This is a genomic window from Flavihumibacter sp. UBA7668 (assembly GCF_002483205.1).
Classification (GTDB): domain Bacteria; phylum Bacteroidota; class Bacteroidia; order Chitinophagales; family Chitinophagaceae; genus Flavihumibacter.
The window spans coordinates 42,042-61,504 of the sequence record NZ_DLHM01000004.1 but is presented as its reverse complement, the minus strand read 5'-3'; the positions used below and the strand labels follow the sequence as shown (position 1 = coordinate 61,504).

12 protein-coding genes are annotated in these 19,463 nt (G+C 42.1%); 6 read left to right on the top strand and 6 right to left on the bottom strand.

Annotated features, from left to right (window positions below; translation table 11 throughout):
* Window positions 1-184: 184 nt before the first annotated feature.
* The 3 genes from B2746_RS08360 to B2746_RS08350 are packed head-to-tail and all read right to left on the bottom strand — an operon-like array spanning window position 185 to window position 6,986.
* Entirely contained in the window at window positions 185-571 is a 387-nt protein-coding gene (locus tag B2746_RS08360; protein WP_290792397.1) for a DUF1801 domain-containing protein, read from the bottom strand.
* 57 nt (window positions 572-628) lie between these two features.
* Complete coding sequence (locus B2746_RS08355) at window positions 629-3,922, bottom strand: PAS domain S-box protein (protein ID WP_290792396.1); 3,294 nt, start codon at window positions 3,920-3,922, stop codon at window positions 629-631.
* On the bottom strand, window positions 3,903-6,986 hold the full coding sequence (locus B2746_RS08350; RefSeq protein WP_290792395.1) for a PAS domain-containing sensor histidine kinase: 3,084 nt from the start codon (window positions 6,984-6,986) through the stop codon (window positions 3,903-3,905). Before B2746_RS08350 ends, B2746_RS08355 begins: the two co-directional genes overlap by 20 nt.
* Window positions 6,987-7,303: 317 nt before the next feature.
* On the opposite strand from B2746_RS08350, the gene B2746_RS08345 reads away from it, so the two are divergent.
* Both B2746_RS08345 and B2746_RS08340 read left to right on the top strand, forming a co-directional pair.
* Window positions 7,304-7,849, top strand: coding sequence for an RNA 2'-phosphotransferase (locus B2746_RS08345; protein ID WP_290792394.1), 546 nt, complete (start codon window positions 7,304-7,306; stop codon window positions 7,847-7,849).
* 5 nt (window positions 7,850-7,854) lie between these two features.
* On the top strand, window positions 7,855-8,586 hold the full coding sequence (locus B2746_RS08340) for a metallophosphoesterase family protein (protein WP_290792393.1): 732 nt from the start codon (window positions 7,855-7,857) through the stop codon (window positions 8,584-8,586).
* On the opposite strand, the gene B2746_RS08335 is transcribed toward B2746_RS08340, so the two are convergent.
* The 3 genes from B2746_RS08335 to B2746_RS08325 all read right to left on the bottom strand — a co-directional run bounded on the left by B2746_RS08335 (window position 8,587) and on the right by B2746_RS08325 (window position 11,745).
* Window positions 8,587-9,858, bottom strand: coding sequence for an MFS transporter (locus tag B2746_RS08335; RefSeq protein ID WP_290792392.1), 1,272 nt, complete (start codon window positions 9,856-9,858; stop codon window positions 8,587-8,589).
* Between the two features lie 38 nt (window positions 9,859-9,896).
* Entirely contained in the window at window positions 9,897-10,928 is a 1,032-nt protein-coding gene (locus B2746_RS08330; protein WP_290792391.1) for a galactose oxidase, read from the bottom strand.
* A 124-nt stretch (window positions 10,929-11,052) separates the two neighbouring features.
* On the bottom strand, window positions 11,053-11,745 hold the full coding sequence (locus tag B2746_RS08325; RefSeq protein WP_290792390.1) for a FadR/GntR family transcriptional regulator: 693 nt from the start codon (window positions 11,743-11,745) through the stop codon (window positions 11,053-11,055).
* Window positions 11,746-12,074: 329 nt separating this feature from the next.
* Between B2746_RS08325 and B2746_RS08320 the strand changes: the two genes are divergently transcribed.
* From B2746_RS08320 to B2746_RS08305, 4 genes are read left to right on the top strand one after another with little or no spacing between them, the layout of a single operon-like run.
* Window positions 12,075-15,332 (top strand): SusC/RagA family TonB-linked outer membrane protein, encoded by a 3,258-nt coding sequence (locus tag B2746_RS08320; RefSeq protein WP_290792389.1) that lies wholly within the window; start codon window positions 12,075-12,077, stop codon window positions 15,330-15,332.
* A gap of 11 nt (window positions 15,333-15,343) precedes the next feature.
* Entirely contained in the window at window positions 15,344-16,786 is a 1,443-nt protein-coding gene (locus B2746_RS08315; protein WP_290792388.1) for a RagB/SusD family nutrient uptake outer membrane protein, read from the top strand.
* A complete protein-coding gene (locus B2746_RS08310; RefSeq protein ID WP_290792387.1) occupies window positions 16,779-17,945 on the top strand; it encodes a sialidase family protein in 1,167 nt (388 codons plus the stop codon). The genes B2746_RS08315 and B2746_RS08310 overlap by 8 nt, the downstream gene beginning before the upstream one ends.
* 18 nt (window positions 17,946-17,963) lie before the next feature.
* Complete coding sequence (locus B2746_RS08305; RefSeq protein ID WP_290792386.1) at window positions 17,964-19,460, top strand: PKD domain-containing protein; 1,497 nt, start codon at window positions 17,964-17,966, stop codon at window positions 19,458-19,460.
* The last annotated feature ends 3 nt before the right edge of the window (window positions 19,461-19,463 follow it).

The window sequence follows — 19,463 nt, the reverse complement described above, 5'->3', positions numbered from 1 at the left end:
ATTGACAAAGTCGTTCCACTGTTCCGATTCTGGTAACAATTTTTGTTTGTTCAACCCATCAACCATGTAAAACTCTATCATCAGATTAGATTGGAACAACGTTGGAAAAGAGATTCCAGCCATTGAGGAGTTCCCAATGTTTACGAAAACAGGCACCGGTTATTTTAAGTGAAAATTTCTAAAATCAGGTAGTTAACCTGATCCATTCATTTATTAGTAATGCAACTGATCTTTTCTTCTGCATCACTTCAATCATATCTGAAAATTGTACGACAGCCCGGTCATCTGCAACCCATTCCAGCAATTGCTCTTTATCAGATGAAATTTTATCTTTTATTTTTCTGGCTTTTATTTTGACACCACAATGAAATATCAGCCGGAATTGTTTGGTACCATGCAAATTAAAGGTAATCCTGTCTTCCCCATTGATACAATAACTTGGTGCATTCCATTTAATATGCTCCGTTAAGTGCCTGTTTGTATTCAGAATAATCTGACGCACTTCCATGATTTCCTGCTTCAGTGGATGCGTTAATTCCTCCAGAAAGGTATTCAGGTCAGTGGTTTTCACTATTTATGAATTTATTGAACTGAAAATACTTATTTTTTTTGGAGAAATGAATAGGAATTATGCTATCGAATTTTTACTAATTGTAAAATGAAAGCAACTTCCCTCTCCTTCCTTGGATTCAATCCAAATTTTCCCACCATGTAATTCCACTATTTTCTTACAGGTTGCCAGTCCCATCCCTGTTCCACTATACTTTTCTTTTCCATGCAATCGGCTAAATACCTGAAATACTTTATCATGAAAACTTGCCGGAATTCCGATTCCATTGTCTTCAACAGAAAAGATCCAGCAATCTGTGAGCTCCTGACCGGAAATCCTAATTACTGGTACGGAATCCTGTAACTGATACTTTATACCATTCATTATTAGATTCTGAAACAGCAATTGTATGGGAACTTTCTGTCCTTTAATATGAGGCAATTGGGTCCAGCTTATGTTTGCTGATTTATCTGTTATGTAAGAATCATTCAAGGAAAGAATATCCAACAGCAATAATTCAGGATCAATTTCCTCATAAGGCACCTGTTCACTTCCAACTTGTGCATAATCGAGTAAGTCCGTAATTAAATGACTCATTCGGGTTGATCCATTAATTGCAAAATCAACATATTTATTGGCTGTTGTATCCAACTGGTCGGAATATTTTGATTTCAGGAGGCTCATAAAACTTCCAATCATACGTAAGGGTTCTTTCAAATCATGGGCAGCAGTAGAAGCGAATTGTTCAAGTTCTTCATTTTTTTGTTCAAGCTCTTTTCTTGCATCCACCATTTCCTGTATTAATCTGCCTTCCGGAATGATTGCCATAACCTTTCCGGCATTATCCATAAGCGGTTTTAAACTAAACAAAATGGTTACTGGAAAATTATCTTTATTCAATACTTCTACTTCGTAAACCACCATCTGTCCCGAAGCTGCTTTATGGATAGCCTGTTGCAAATGCTGCTTAACAGCTTCATCCTTTTGCCACCAATGACAATCCCAGAATTTCTTACCCTTCACGTCCTCAATACCAATTCCGGCAAAATCCAACGCTGTTTTATTGGCTTCCAGTAATTCTCCATCCACCTTCAGAAATCCAATAAATTGAAAAGCCGAATTAAAAATACCTTTAAATTTTGCTTCGCTTTCCTCCAGCTGTTGTTGAATAATTCGAATGGGTGTCACATCTGTCATAGAAACCACCGCTCCAATAGAGTGCCCGGAAGAGTCGATAACTTTTGTACCGGTGGCCAATACATCAATCATTTTTCCGGATCGCTGCCGAATAGACATCCCCGTAATAACCGGCTCCTCTCCTTTCCACGCGCGGTAGAGCGGAATTTGTTCCATTGGTAAGGGAGTTTTACGGTCAGCCTGAAAAAGCTGGTAATAATTGCTCCAATTTTCCGCTGCTATATCAGCCTCAGGAACACCATGCATTTCCCGGGTTGCCTTATTAAAGAGTTGTAATCTTCCATCATTATTACAAACTACTACACCTACATTAATGGTTTCGAGAACGGCATCTGTAAAAGCTTTTTGTTCACGAAGCTGGATTTCCAGTTCTTTTGATCGGGTAATATCAAGATGGGTACCAAACATCCAGAGCGGTTTTCCATCTGCTGTCCAACTCATTACTTTACCCCGATCCAACACCCAAACATAATGTCCATCCCGATGCAACATCCTACATTCACACTCATAAAAATCAGCTTCTTTATTAAAACATGCCTGCAGGTGCCGATTGGATTCAAGCAGGTCATCCGGATGTGTGAATTTTATCCAGGTATCAATGGTAATTGGCATCAATTCCTCCAGTGAATAACCAATTATTTCAGCCCATATTTTATTAAACCTTGTTTCCCCGGTTTGCACATTCCATTCCCAGGTCCCGGCATTTGTACCCTCCAATATATTGGTTATCCGATATTGCTGGTCCAATAATTTTCCTTCAATCTCCTTTTGTTCGGTAAGATCCACCAGGGTGCTGCTATGCACCTCCCCGCCATCTTTATCAACGTATGAAATAGAAGAAAGTAACAAGGGAAAGCGAACTCCATTTTTCCTAATTCCGGTAATCTCCCCCTGTGCTTTCCCAAATTCATATTTTGCATTCAGCAACACGGCTAATCTTGGGTCGGTTTTATCAAGCAAAGAATCAATTTTCAGCGTATTTATTTCACCCTTCGTGTAACCAAACAAATTCAGCGCAGACTGATTAATATCTTTTAGAAATCCAGATGAATCATGCAGAACCATGCCATGAAGTGAGTTCTCAAAAAGTGAACGATACTTGATTTCACTTTCTGATAGAGAAAACTGTGCATTTTTCCATTCCGTGATATTTTCAATTTGGGAGATAAAATATTTGGGAGTGCCATCATCCTGTTTAATCATTGATACACTAAGATTGATCCAGATAATCTGACCATTCTTATGAAAATATCGTTTCTCCATTGAATATGTTTCAATCGAACCCTGTATCATCCGATTCACAAAATCAATGTCTGCATTGAGATCATCAGGATGCGTGATGTCCTGAAAATTCAGTGCTTTCAATTCTTTTGCTGAATAACCAAGTGATTTGCACAAACTGCTGTTCACCCGCTTAAACTTTCCATCCAGACCCACCAGCGCCATACCGATGGAAGCATATTCGAAGGCAGAACTGAATTCCTTTTCACTGGCACGAATAGCTGCATTGATCCGCATAGCAGAATCGTTCTGTTGCTTTAATATATCCTGATGCTTGATAGAAAAAAAAGACCATGTCAATAATCCAACTGTCAGCAACAATAAAACGATAAAACTGATATTATTTTGCCTGGCCAATTTTTCTTCCGTATCCGCCAAATCCATACTTCTTGAATGCAAATTGGATTGGAGCCGGGCAAAGCCCTGCTCCCATGCTACTGAAAGTTTTCTGGAAATGGCAAAATTCTCCGCAATCTTTTGATTGGACATTGATTCCGGTAGTGTTTTTATGTATTGAATTTGCAAATCAAGATCTTCATATCTTTTTTTAACCAACAACAACAATGAATCAACCTGGCTATTCAGGGTATCACCGCGAAACTGAATAGCAAGTTTTCTGGCCAGTGAAACAGATTGTTGTTTATTGGCCAGATAAGACATAAGCATATAGTCGGCCCTGTTTATCTGATATCCTCTTTTTTCCTTTATTGCCTTTAACTGCAGCGTATTCAACTCGGCTATGGACGTATACTTTTTTTCGTTGGAAAAAAGAGTTCGATTCAGTTCCTGCTGATATAGCAGATTACTGAAATAAAGAAACCCACCGATGCCGATCAGCAATACTGAAAAAACCAGCACCAGGTAACCTTTCTGTTTAAGAAACCCAGGGTTCATATAAGAGTTCTTTAGGGATAGTGAAATAAAAAGAGCTGCCGCATCCCGGTTCCGAATCTACCCATATTTCGCCACCCCAATGTTCAATAATCTTTTTTACTATAGCGAGCCCCATACCAGTTCCGCCATACTGTTGCTTTGAATGGAGACGTTGAAAAATCGTAAAAATTCTTCCAAAATATGCAGATGAAATACCAATGCCATTATCTGAAACAGTGAACTTCAACTGTTCTCCCATATCAGCTACTGAAATTCTTATTTCAGGAGGAATATTTTGTCTGCTATATTTTAATGCATTTCCAATGAGGTTTTGAAACAATTGTAAAACCGGTGTATGATACCAGTATAAAACTGGCAAATCTGATACAATAATTGTTGCAGATTTCTCAGCAATGCTCGTTGTATTCAACAAACTGACTTCTTTTATTATTGCATTCAGGATTAGCCGATCTTTTGCCTGATTGATACGACCCACTCTTGAATAATCCAACAGATCAAGAATAATCTGGCGCATTCTCATAGCTCCGTCAACCGCATAAAAAATATATTGCTTTCCTTTATCATCCAGCACCGATTGGTACTTTTTTTCAATTTGTGTAAGAAAGCTGGTAACCATTCGCAAAGGTTCCTGTAAATCATGTGAAGCTACGTATGCAAACTGTTCCAGTTCCGTATTGGATGCTGCCAGTTCCCTTGCTTTTTGTTCCAGTTCCTTATTTAATTTCTGGAGAGAAGCTTCATAGGTTTTTCTCTGATGAATATCCTGAATACTTCCAGCAATTGTGGTACAATTACAACTATTTCCATCTGGCTCACCAATGATACGAACCCATCGCATGGTGCCATCCTGTGTTTTTATTAGAAATTCTTCATCTATTTTTTTGCCTGTCAGAAGTGTTTCTTTCAGAAGCAGTTTGATTCTCTGATGATTTTCGTCAGAACCTAAGAGCTTATCCCAATCCATATTATTCACCATTCCGTCACGCTGCAATTGAAGCATTTCCACAGCAATGGCAGATAATGAAATTCTATGATCTTTAATTGAATACTCCCAACCACCAATTCGGGCAAGATTTGTAGCATTGTTGAGCAACTTTTGCAATGCACGTTGTTCTGTTATATTTTTCGCAACGGCAAAAATCAATCCTTCTTCTTTAGATAATGTAAAGCTCCAGTTTAGCCATATCAGGTTTCCATCACTTGCCACCAACCGTGCATCCAGATTAATACTGCTATTATCCTCGGAAAGTGCCATCAATTTATCAATCGTAAAGTCTTTATCATCAGCATAAATTAAATCCTGAAAAGGAATATTCAATAATTCCTTCTCAGTATAACCTAATAAGGAACAGGCAGCCGGATTAATTCTTTTAAGATAACCATCCAGTCCTGCAATCCCCATTACATCCTGTGCCGTGAAAAATATCTGATTCAGTTCTTCTTCCAGTTTTTTTCTTTTAAATGCCGTGCCCAGAAATTCTTCCATTCCGGATAACAATGTCACGGCTTCGGTAATATCCCTGTATTCAACATTTGCAAATACCAATAACCCAAAGACCTGCTCTTCAAAAAGTAATGGTAATCCTAAAACTGTAAGATTATCACTTAGTTGCAGGAGTTGAACTTTTCGGGAAAAACAAAGACTGGATGGCAATTCCTGTCCATTTTTAAAAATCAGTCCATTTATATTGGCAGCATCAAAATTAAATAACTCCCAATTTGAATTATCAGAATTGGACCACCAGCATTCTGCCATTTCAAACCCCGTTGATTCCTTTAAATAATCAAGGACTGCCCCTAAACAATCTTTCATTCTGGAGTGCTTGCTGAAGCGATGACTTAAATCTACTTTCAGCTTATTCTTTTGTTCTACTCTTTTCTCATCAGTGACATCCCGCTGGATAGCAATCCAATGAGTAATCAAACCTGAATCATCCATAACCGGACTCACAGAAATATCTACCCAAAATTCTCTGCCTGATTTGGCATAATTAATAACTGTCATTTGGGAAGCCTGCCAGTTCCTAAGTGAAGCACTGAAATTTTTGATTGCGGTACTGCTTGTTTTTGGTCCCTGTAAAATTCTGGGAGATTTACCAATTACTTCTTCCGCATCATAGCCGGTCATCCTGCAGAATGCCTCATTAACATAAAGGATTCTGGGGCCGGGTTCATCAAATGGTTCTGCTTCTGTTATAAGGATGGCATCACCGCTATTGGTAACAACACTTTCGAGTAATTTTCTTTGTTGTTCCTCTTTCTTTAACTGAGTAACATCGCGGAGCAATACAAGGGAGGATTTACGGCCCTGATAATCGAGCAGATGCCCGGTTATTTCAAGGAGCATTAGTTCACCAGTTTTTTTAAGATGTTTCCAGGTTTGGCGATGAATGGAACTGGTTCGATTTGCATACATGGTTGCTGAACTCGTGGCTTCCAGAATACGATTCAGTTCCTCTTTAGGCCGGATATCCAGAATCGTCAGATTCAGAAATTCCTTTTTAGGGTAACCATAAAGTAGCAGGCATTCTTCATTACAATCCACAATTTTACGGGTTTCAAAATCCCATACAAACATAGGTGCCGGACTATTTTCGAACAGGTATTTATACTGTTTCTCCGAAATATGAAGTGCTTCCTGTGCTTCAATTATATCTGTAACGTCTGTACTGTTTATAATGTAGCCCTTCACATCGGGATCATCAGCTAGATTTGAACCGATTGTTTTTAGCCACACATAGGAACCATCTTTTTTTCTAAATCGATAAGGATCAGAGATCTCCTGTTTCTGTACCAACAGGCGCTGAAATTCTTCATTTAAATGAGCCTGATCATCCGGATGAATAAGACTGAATGCATTTAAACCAACGAGTTCATTTGCCTGATAACCCAGGGTGGAAAAATAAGCCGGACTGACATACGAATAATTTCCAACTTCATCCAGAATGGCAACCAGATCTCGTTGGAGAAGAGAATGAGTAGCAGCTGCAATAGCTCGCACTGCCACTTGTTCATCAGGGGATGTACTGAATGCTTCAACTGCTTGCTGCCTGCTACTATTCATAAGCACAAATTAGATATCACCGGCTTAGCCGGAGGAGATTGGATTTCTGTATTCTACGAATTTGCAACTTTTAAAGGTTTGATGGTATTTTTTATTGGTCTGTGGTATAAAAATAATAAGTATTTACTCCTATAATTTTGCTCGAAATTATTCGAAAGTATTGATAATCTGATAGTTATGGAAAAGTATGGCGGAATTTGACTTTTTTAATGCTGGTTTTATATAGGAAGATTAGCGGAATTGACTGAGCATTGCAAAAGAAATTCATATGTTTTAAGTAGAAACTAATTTTTGGATAAATAAAAAAATCAGAAGGAATGACAGAAAAAGAAAGTAAAACGGCAGGTAAATACCTGAGTCTTTTACTTAGGCATCAACCGGGATTAATTGGCCTCGAACTCGACGAACAGGGTTGGGCAGATATCAATGAATTATTGGAAAAATGGAATTGCCCGGTTGCTATTGACCGGACAGAATTGGAAGAGCTGGTAGCCACCAATGCCAAACAACGTTTTATAATTGATGAAACCGGTAAACGGATTCGGGCAAATCAGGGACATTCCATTCAAATTGATCCGGGATTGGAGCCGCAAACACCACCGGAGATATTATTCCATGGTACCGGTCTTCGATCTGTTGAGCTTATACAAATTGAGGGACTAAAGAAAATGAACCGATTACATGTCCACCTAAGCAAGGATGTAGAAACTGCAAGTTTAGTTGGACAACGAAAAGGAAAACCAATTGTATTAACCATTCATTCAAAACAAATGCACGCCGATGGATTCCGGTTTTTCCAGGCTGCGAATGAAGTTTGGCTTTCTGATGATGTACCGGTCAAATATATTTCGTTCCCATCTTAACCAAAATGAAAAGAACATTTGTTATTGGAGATATTCATGGTGCATTAAAAGCATTGAAGCAACTGATAGAGCAGATTCAACCATCCGACGAGGATCGTTTTATTTTTCTGGGTGATTATGTGGATGGCTGGTCTGAATCCGCTTCTACTATCCAATACCTGATTGAAATGAGCAGACAGTTTGACTGCATTTTCATCAGAGGGAATCACGATAAATGGTGCCAGGAATGGTTGGAAGGGAAATCATCCGATCCCTTATGGCTGAGTTCTGGCGGAATGGAAACCATCAATAGTTATAAAGGCCTTGACAGCTCAGCAAAAGCTCAGCAATTGTTTTTTTTGAAGTCATTGGTGAATTATCATATCGATGAACAAAACCGCCTTTTTATTCATGCCGGTTTTGCTTCCATGCATGGCCCGTTGAAAGAACATTATGAAACCAATTATTATTGGGATCGTTCTTTATGGGAAATGGCCATTTCCATGGATCCATCCCTTCAACCAGACCATCCCTTCTATCCAAAACGACTGAAACAATTCAGTGAAATTTATATTGGCCATACACCTACCACCAATTATGGGATAACGACTCCCGTGAACTGTAAAAATCTTTGGAACATTGATACCGGTGCAGGTTTTTCCGGCCCCTTAACTGCTATCGAAATTGAATCAAAAACAGTCTATCAATCGGATAATGTAAGGCTGTTGTATCCTCAAGAATCGGGTCGAAATAAATAATCACTCTTCCACCCGACGGGTACCCGTCGGGTGGGGGGAGTCCGCATCAATGGCGTTGGGCCGGAGAAAGGCCAGTTGAATCAGGAGCACTACCAGCACGATAATGGATAAGAGGGCAAAATCCCGGCCGAGGTTACCACTATCGGTGGATTTGCCCAGCAAGTCTGTAATATATGCGCCGGAGAAAACGCCTCCCATATTCATCAGTCCATATGCAGTTGCGCGGTATCTGGAGGATACAAACTGACATAATATGGGCATATTGTTTGCGTCAAACATCCCAAATCCAATTCCGAAACAACAGGCCGCAGCAACCACATGAAATAAGCTGCTTCCGTAGCCAACCAGCAACAATGCGGGAATCGTTAAACTCAATCCTATGGCACTTGTATAGATGCGGCCTTTCAGGTTTTTTTGAACCCATCGATCAGACAATAAGCCACCCGCCAATACACCTACAAAAGAAGATGCCGCAATGGTAATAGTGGAGATTGGTCCGGCTGTGGCCATATCAATATCGAGTTTGGTAGCAAATAGTGTTGGCAGCCAGTTTTTAACACCCCAACCCGGAATACTCGGTACCGCAAAATAAAAAAGCAGGATCCAGAAAGAGATATTTCCAAGCAGCAGGCCAACTCCTTTGAACAGCCCGGCCGGATTAAATCGGTTGCTGGTAACAGTTAGCGGATCCGTTATTTGTTTTTTATCCTTCAGAAACAACACAAGAACAAAGGAGTACAACATACCAATCAACCCAAAAAGATGAAAGGTATATTGCCATGAAAAACGATCGGCAATAGTTGCTCCAAATCCGCCTAATGCCTGTCCCAGATAGAGGCCGGTCATATGAATCCCGATGGCCAGAGAGCGTGTTCGGGAACTATGGTAATCCGCAATCAGGGCAAGGGCTGTAGGTATATAGATAGCTTCACTGAATCCCATGATGGCCCGGAGCCAATAGAGTTGTTGAAAATTGGTAGCATAGCCCATTGCGAAGGTTACACCAGACCAGATAAACAAACTCAGTACAATCAGCCATTTGCGATTGAGTTTATCAGCAAGCATACCTGCAAATGGACTCACGAATCCATAAATCCAGAGAAAAACAGCCATAAGTCGCCCGAAATTGGTGGCAGATTCCAGTTCAGCAATATCTGCCAGCATACTGGGACGCATGGTGCTCAGCATCTGTCGGTCCATATAGTTTAATAAGGCAACCACCCATAAGAGTCCAACCACCATCCAGGGGTACCAGCTTTTTTTTGTTTGCAAAACGAATCGTTTAATGGTTCTGGAAAATCGAATTTAGATTAATGGTTAGTGCAGGGTCTAGCTACAAGTACATGCGGTGTACGGATACCCGGACTCACTTCACCACCGGGAAAAAACAATTTGCTATCCCAGCTTACCAGGCTTGTGGTAACAGGAGCTTTCGATGAGAGCTTACCGGTTTTTTCCCAGCTCGCACGATCGATATCATAAAATATAATGTCCTTACTGAATCCGGGATGTTGCTCTTTAAGCGTGGCAGCTTTTGCAGCGAGTGCACCATCATCCCCACCAAAAATAAAGAAACCCCGCTCCTTCTCATACCAGGCCGGTGAGGGAGCTGCCACAACAGGCCCTGGTAATGCAGCCAGGGTTTTCCAGCCCTCCTGTTCAGAATAAACATAGGCGTCTTTAAGATAATTTCTTTCTCCATTAATCAACTCTGTACCACTGAACAGATAAAAGGAATTTTGTGAAGCTCCGGCAACTGCCAGCATCCTTGAGGGACCCGGCCAGGCAGGCCCTTCTTTCCAGCCTTCCTGCAACCTGTTCAGATTCAAAAAATAAAATGCATTGCTGGTCTGCTTCGAATCGGGAGCATTTAATCCGCCCGCAACATAAATGGTTTGATCAACCAGGGCACCACAGGTATTGGCAAGAGACATTGGAAGGGATGGCAATGAATCCAATTCTATTTCTCCATTTTTATAACGAAGGCGGATTACTGTAGCAACATGACCGTTTTCATTACTGCCACCAATCAGGAGCAATCCATCCCTGGTTGAAATCGATACCCCGTATCCAAGTGGCTCTGGCAATAATCCGGCTTTTATCCATTCCCGCTCCTTTTTATCAAATGCAAAAATTGTCTGGTACCAGGTTTTCTTTCCGCCATTCCAGGGGGTTCCTCCATTGGGAAAATTAGCTCCACCCGCAACCAGTAAAACATCGTTTGAGATCCCGGCAAAGGAGCCGGCAAAACCGGTGCTATCGGGAATTGGCGGGAATGATTCCCAGGAAAAACCGGAGGAGGCACAATCAGCGGAGGGGATCGGACTACAATTCACTTGCATGAGGAGCAGAAATAAGATGGAAAAAAGTTGTATGGCAGACAGGGGCATAGAATAAAATTAATGCACTTATGTACTACATATCAAATATAGAAACAAAATTCTACCGCGCCAACTGTCTTTTTTATTAAAGCTGGTGTTGCAACCGGTCGAAATGAGGTCTTAGGTGTTCCAGCATTCCCTGGCGGAATGCTTCCTTATTTCCGGTGCGTAATAAATCAACGAGTCCGCTGTGTGAAATTTTTCCCCGAATGGGTTTTTCCTCGAGCGCTACTACATAAGCAAATATGGGCAGCAGCATGGATTGAAAACGCTTGAGTGTCTGGTTGCCGGTGATTTCATATAATTTCCCATGAAAGGCGATTTCATTCTGAATCCGGAAATTATCTGCCGTTAATTCATCAGCGGCAATTTTTTCCAATTCCGCCACATGCTCATCTGTAAGTCGGGGGAACAAAAGATCGGGTAATCCCATCTCCAGTACCAGCCTCAATTCAAAAATATCGCGCAGGGTTGCTTCATCAATCATGAAGGGATCCAGTAATTTTTCAAAGGATCCCAGAATATCGGGCTTGGCCATTACCATGCCCCTTTTCTTTTTGGTTTCTACAATGCCCAGCATACGCAGTCTGCTCAATGCTTCCCGAACTACATTCCTGCTTACACCCAGACTTTGCGCCATTTCCATTTCAGTGGGCAGGGCATCGCCCGGCTTATAGTTACGCTTCCGGAAATTCTCCCGCAGGCGGGCTTCCACTATGTCAGCCATGGTTTTGCTGAGAATTGGTTCCAGATTATTTGAAGCATCCAATGGTAACATATACGTAACGATTAATCCTGAACTTGTATTTGTGCTACAAAAGAAACAAAAATTTTAATACCGGCTCTATTTTCTGACAGAAAGGGTTAAAACAAGGGGTGATTAAGCCCATTTTTTTCGAACAAATAACTATTTATCAAATCAGTACAAGTAAAAATAAATATGATCCTATTTCCTTTATGACCAGCTGCAAACAGCTTCCGGAAGCTTTTTTTTACCCTGGCTCAGAATTTTTTTCCCGATCAGCATTGCCAAATAAATTATTCTATTACATTTGTTATGTAGTACATATCTACAATAAAAGATTAATAAACCTCAAATTACTGTTTATGCGACCAACGATTCGCATTGCCTTTGCAAGCCTTTTCCTGGTTTGCCTGTTGACTGGTTACCTTGTTCAGGGTCAGTCGCAAGCCACCAGAATAACTGGTACGATCCGTCATTCAGAGAATGCGGCACCAGTGGAAGGGGCAACCATCCAACTAAAAGGCAGCGATGTTTTTACCCAGTCAGATAAAAACGGCCGGTTCAGTATCTCTGTACCCAATCCGGCTACTGCCATCCTGCTCATCTCCCATGCCAGCTTCGCTTTACAGGAAATTGCTGTAAACAGCCAGTCTACCATCCGGATTACCCTTAGTCCGGAAAATAAAGGCATGGATGAAGTCGTCATCATAGGTTATGGCAAACAAAGCAGAGCAACCGTTACCAGCTCCATCTCTACCGTAAGCGCCAAAGAAATGGAGCATGCCCAGGGCGCCAATCCGCTTCAACAATTACAGGGAAAAGTGGCTGGCTTAAGTCTCCAGATCTCCGATGGTCAGCCCGGTGCCAATCCGCAAATCTTTATTCGTGGCGGTAGTTCCACTTCGCCGGAAGGTGATGCCCCCTTATTGGTGGTGGATGGTATAGTGGGACAAATGAGAAATATCAGCGATCTCAACCCGGATGATATTGAATCCGTTCAGGTTTTGAAAGATGCTGCTTCCACCGCCATTTATGGTGCCCGCGCTGCCAACGGAGTAATCATCGTAAAAACAAAATCAGGAAAAGCAGGTAAACCGGTTTTCAGTTTCAAAACCACCCAGGGAATTTCTGAGCTCGGTAAAAAATACAATTTTACCAGTGCCCGTGATTATATTAGAGTGAGCAGACAGAATATTCAGCGATACAATACTACCAATCCTGATTTCTTTCTTACCGGAGGTCGATATGGCCTCTCTACCGGTAATCCCAGAAACAGCCGGAACACACTCGAATTTCTGGATACCTATATCAACGATTATGGTGCAGATTATGTAGCTGATCTGATCGACCGGCAAGGCTGGGAAACCATGGACGACCCCGTTACAGGAAGAAAACTCCTGTTCAAAGAAACCAATTATCAGGACGTAACTTTTCAGGATGCACGTAAAGCAGAATATGACCTCAGCGTTAGCGGAGGCAGCGATAAATTTGTGTATTATATCGGACTGGGTAGTTTAAATCAGGAAGGCATCGTACGCGGTACGGATTATAAACAATACAGTGCACTTATTAATACTACCTACAAATTCAGTGATAAACTGAGCCTGAATACCAATATCAATCACCAATACCGCAAGTCCAACGGTGCCTGGAATTACCAGAATGTTTTAAGTCGTTCCGTAACCATGCCCTTTACCTACCGCCTGAATTATGAAGACGGATTGCCCGCACCTGGTGAAGGCGTCGCTTCTTTCAGAAACCGGAATCATGAAATCTATTACAAGGAAAACTATAACGATATCAATGTATACCGGAACACCATCAATATTGGACTTGATTGGGAAATTATTCCGGGACTGACCTTCCAGCCCAAAGTCTATTATTTTACTACAGAGGGTATGGAGAATTTCTTTGAAGCCTATAATGAAATCAACGTCAACAGAAACGCTTCTGCCAGTCATAATTTTGACCGCCAGCTGCAGTATGATGGCGTGTTCAATTATACTAAAACCATCCGCAAAAACCATCATATCAATGCAGTACTCGGAGGTAGTTTTATTGAGCAGTTCGCATACCGCATGAGCGGAACAGGAAGAGGCGCACCCACTGACTATATCACCACATTAAATGCCTCTGCAGATTCAACCAAACGAATTTCAACAACCCAGGTAACGGATAAAATATCAAGTGTATTCGGACGGGTAGCATATGATATCAAACGCAAATACTTAGTAGCACTCAGCCTTCGCGCAGACGGATCTTCCCGATTTGCTTCTGATAATCTGTATGGGTATTTCCCTGGCATTTCTGCCGGATGGAATATTCACAGTGAACCCTTCTGGAAAAGCATCAGCAGTACTATCAATACTTTTAAACTCAGGGCCAGTTGGGGACAAACAGGCAACAATGAATTATCCGTTGCTGATACCAAAGGGGCTTATACAACAGGATATAATTATGCAGGAATGCCCGGCATACTCAGCTCTACCCTGCCCAACAGAAACCTGGTTTGGGAAACCACGTCCTCCTTTGATGTGGGCCTTGATATTGGTTTACTCAATAATCGGGTGAACATTTTATTGGATTACTATTCCAAGTTAACTTCTGATCGTTTGTTCAGTAAACCCCTTGATGCCACTTCCGGATTTTCTTCCATTCGCAGCAATTACGGAAGTATCCTGAATGAAGGGTTTGAAATTGAACTCTCCGCCATGCCTGTCCGAACAAAAGACATCCAGTGGGAAGTCAATTTCAATATTGGATTCAACGCAGGAATTGTGAAAAAACTTCCCGGCAACGGAGAATTGAAAAACAGAATCGGAGGAAACTTTGTATACAATAAAAGCACCCGGCAATATGAAAAAGTGGGTGGAACTGCAGAAGGTGAACGCTTTGGAGAGCGCTGGGCCTATCGTTTCATAGGCGTTTATGCAACCGATGAAGAAGCATCCGGTGCGCCATACGACTCCGAATCAAGCGGACGTACCAAACTGGGTGGAGACGCAATTTTCGAAGACGTGGATGGCAATGGCATCCTGGACAACCGCGATATGGTTTTCATGGGCTATATGCGCCCTGATAAAGTAGGCGGATTTGCCAGCACTTTTACCTATAAAAAACTCTCCTTCCGTTTTGTTACCGATTTCGCTATCGGCCATGTAATAGATAATTCTTTCCGTGGACGATTAATGGGTAGTGCCAGAAATAATAACATGACTCTTACAGATGTGCTCAGTGATGAGATCTGGAAAGAACAGGGGGATATCGCCAGTATTCCAAAATACACCGTGCAAAGTGATGCTGATTATCGTTTCCGCAATCACCTGCGCAACGGAAATAATCTTGGATCCGGTTCCGGTTATTCAACCAACAACTCTCTCTACTACGAAAAAGGTGATTTCCTGGCCTTCCGCGAAGTATCACTCAGCTATCAGGTACCACTTCCCGCAGTTTTCAAAACAGCTCATATCGAAAGCCTGAGCCTGTTTGCAGGTGCATTTAACCTGGGTTACCTGAGTTCCTACTCCGGTTTGATGCCGGAAATCTATTCAGGTAATGATCAGGGTTCGTATGCACGTCCGCGTATGTACGACCTGGGAATTAAATTAAACTTCAAATAATCGACTGGAACATGAAACAACCTACTATCAAACTATACTTTTTTGCAATGCTGCTGGTTTTAGCAGGATGTAAAAAAATGCTGGATGTAGATACTATTTCAAGCATCGATTCCTCCAGTTACTGGAAAGCAGAGGGCGATGTGGAAGCTTATTTAACAGGCATCTATTCTGATATGCGTGCCCTTATGAACAGCACCTACCATTTTGAAGACCGGGGTGATGCATTTGTAGCCGGACTGGAAGGTTCTGTTTCCACTGCATGGGAACAAAATCTGACGGCTCAGAATGCGCCCAACTGGATCAATCATTACAATATCATTTACCATTGCAATCTGCTGCTGAAAAATGCACCCAATATTAGTTTTGTGCAGGATGCAAAAAGGAACAGACTGATGGCAGAGGCCTTAAGTATTCGGGCATATATGTACTTTCTGCTCATCAAAAGCTGGAACAATGTTCCGCTCGTACTGGAAGCAATTGAGAGCGACAGCTATGATATGCCTTCGCGTTTGCCTGCATCAGAGATTACAGCACAAATTCTTCAGGACCTGAATGAAGCCATTACTCTTTTTCCGGAAGATGGATTTGTCAATAAAAACCGGGCTTCCAAACCGCTGGCAAACGCCATTAAAGCCGATGTATTGGTTTGGAAATTTAAAGTATTGCAGGGAACCGAAGCTGATTTACAGGAAGCATTAACAGCCATTAATCAACCGATAGCACAAACTAGTCTGCTTCAAAACTTTGCAGAAATTTTCAGCACGGCCAATAAAGGGAATGTTGAAATTGTAATGGGACTTCGTTTTATGCGCGATGAAAAAAGTGATCATTATGGAAGTCGCATGAAACCACGTGACATATTTGTAGCTACTGCCGCCAATAAAGACGAACTGGCTTTTGCCATCAATGGTGCCCGCAGTGTGTATTCACCAAGTCCAAAAATTGAATCAACTTTTAATGAACATGCGACCGATAACCGGAAGGCAGCCTCTATTATAAGGGCAGTAAACCCAAACGGATCAAGCATCGGCATGTTCGATAATAAATTCAGAGGCACCCAATTTGCTGATGATCGTTTTTATGACAATGATATCATTCTTTACCGGCATGGCGGATTACTGTTGACAAAGGCCGAGATACTGGCTGCATTAAATCGTCCGGTTGAAGCAATTGCAGAACTGGATAAAGTTAGACTTCGGGCAGAAATTGGACCTTATACCGGCTCTACAACCAAATTAACCGTTGAAAGGGAAATTCTAAAAGAACGCAGCAGAGAACTCTATTTTGAATTCACCCGCTGGCATGATCTGGTTCGATTCCACACTGCAGGAACAATCAATATTTACCAGGAGGTACCTAATTTATCTGCCAGTACCGCCCCTTTGTTTTTCCCGATTCCACAGGCACAAATCGATATCAATAACAACTTAACTCAAACTGAAGGATATGAATAACCGAATACTTTTTTCTGTCCTGGTTTCAATATGTCTGCTGACACTTGCATGTACCAAAGGCAAGCGTGATTGGGATCTGGAAGGTCCGGCTGCCAAACCAATTCTTGATCTGAACGAAGGAGATTCCACCTTCAATTATATTTTCCGTCAGCGTTTTGAGGGCTATGCCTGTTACCGGATTCCTGCACTGATCAGAGCGAAGGATGGTACCCTGATAGCATTTGCAGAAGCAAGAAAAAACAGTTGCAGTGATATTGGGAATATTGATCTGGTAATGAAACGCTCCACTGATAATGGCAAAACCTGGGGACCGCTTGAACTGATTTGGGATGATGGCAATAATACCTGCGGTAATCCCGCTCCTGTTTTAGATGAATCAACAGGCACTCTTCATCTGCTCCTCACCTGGAATTTTGGTACGGATGATATTGGTGATATCAATGCGAATACCGGAACAGATACCCGACGTGTTTATGTATCCAGCTCAACTGATAATGGTGCCAGCTGGAGCCAGCCAAAGGAAATCACAAGCGATGTAAAGCGTCCGGAGTGGGGATGGTATGCCACCGGCCCATGTCATGGTATACAGGTGAAATCCGGCCCAACTGCCGGCCGCCTCGTTATTCCCTGTGATTATATTGAAATTGGAACCAAACGAAGCTTTTCGCATGTAATCTATTCAGATGATCACGGTGCAAGCTGGCAGATTGGAGGCATATCGCCGGCTGAAGGAGCCAATGAATCAACCGTTGCAGAACTTTCAACCGGAGAATTATTACTGAATATGCGCAATGGCGGGGGCTCCCGTTTTGTTGCCAATAGTTCAGACGGTGGACTAACCTGGACAAATATGCGAAGAGATCCTGCATTGATTGAACCGACCTGTCAGGGCAGCCTTTTATCTGCAGAAATGAATGGTGGCCATCAATTATTTTTCAGCAATCCGGCCAGTACCAGAAGAGAAAAAATGACCGTGCGTCAAAGTCTGGATGATGGTGCCAGCTGGACAAAAAAAGTGGAAGTATACAGTGGTCCGTCTGCCTATTCTGACCTGATTCAGATTTCCGATGAAGCGGTTGGTGTTTTATTTGAAGGAGGAAAATCATCTCCTTATATCGGGATCTCATTTGAAATTATTCCGCTGTCAGATTTTAAATAACCTACAACAACTGATTATATGAAACAATGGATATGCACGGTGCTGGCAATGATTGTTTTGCTGGTCGCCTGTAAAAAGGATAATGAACAGGTACCGCTGGTAGCTGCAATTGAAGGAGATCAGTTTGAGATCCTGGCCGGCGACAGCATCAGCTTTCGCGATATCAGCACGGGACAGGCATCGCGATGGAAATGGACATTTGAAGGCGGCACCCCTGCCAGCTCGGAACTCTCCTCTCCAACGGTAACGTATACGAGTCCGGGTACCTATAAAGTAACACTAGAAGTAAGTAATCAAAATGAATCCAATTCCATTACCAAAGACGGATTTGTTACGGTTGGATACAATCAGATCAGTGCCAACTTTTCAGCAGATAAAACCATTATTCAGCAGGGAGAATCAGTTCAGTTCACAGATCTCACAACCGGTATTCCGGAGAGCTGGCAATGGGAATTCATTCATGAAACACAGGGTGCTCTTTATACATCAACCGAACAAAATCCATTGATACAATTTGATGAACCTGGAATTTATACGGTAAAACTGAAAGCTTCAAATCCTGAATTTGAAGGTGAAAAAACAGTTGCAGAAATGGTGGAAGTAATTGATCCGTCTTTTGTATCGGCAGGTTTTGCTGCTGCTGCCCATTCCACTTATACGGGAGGTTCGATAACATTTGAAGATCAATCCCTGGGCAATGTGCAAACCCGTGCCTGGACATTTGAGGGCGGAAATCCGGCTACTTCATCAGATGCCAATCCGGTGGTGAGTTATGCTGTACCCGGACGGTATAAAGTTAGCCTCACAGTTTCCAACACAGAGAACTCCTCAGATAAAGTGGAAGAACAGTATATTCTGGTGGTTCCCGGAGATCAGCTGGCTGCCTATTTCCCCTTTGATGGATCAGCAGTGGATGCCGGCCCCGATGCTATTCCGGTTATTCTAACTGGTACACCTGCATTTACCGGAACAGATCGGAACAATAAAACCGGCTTTGCGGCAAGCTTTGACGGAGCATCCGGTGTAGCAGTGCAAAGTCAGACCATTCTTAACCTTGGCACAGGCGACTTCTCCGTAACCGGCTGGCTGAAAGCAAGCAGTTCATCCCGAATGATGGTATGGCAGGAAAGTGGAAAGAATGGAAGCAATGATAATCAGTCCTGGTTGCGCATGGGCGATAACAGCACTGACCGTCAGTTACGTTTCAATACAGAAGCACCCGGTGGTGGCAGCATTCTGAATATGGGCAATGAAGGAAAACTGAATACCGATCAGTGGATTCATTTCACCTGCGTACGATCCGGAACAAAAATGATGGTGTATGTGAATGGAACCAAAGTGAAAGAAATGACGACACCAAATATCCGGAATGTAACCGGCAACCAGGCATTCAAAATTGCGATGCAGGAAGGTGCCACCAGTTTTAATAATTTTTTCACCGGACAACTGGATGATTTCATGATCTACCGAAAAGCATTAAGTGAAGTGGAGATTCAGGAATTGATTGCACTTTAATAA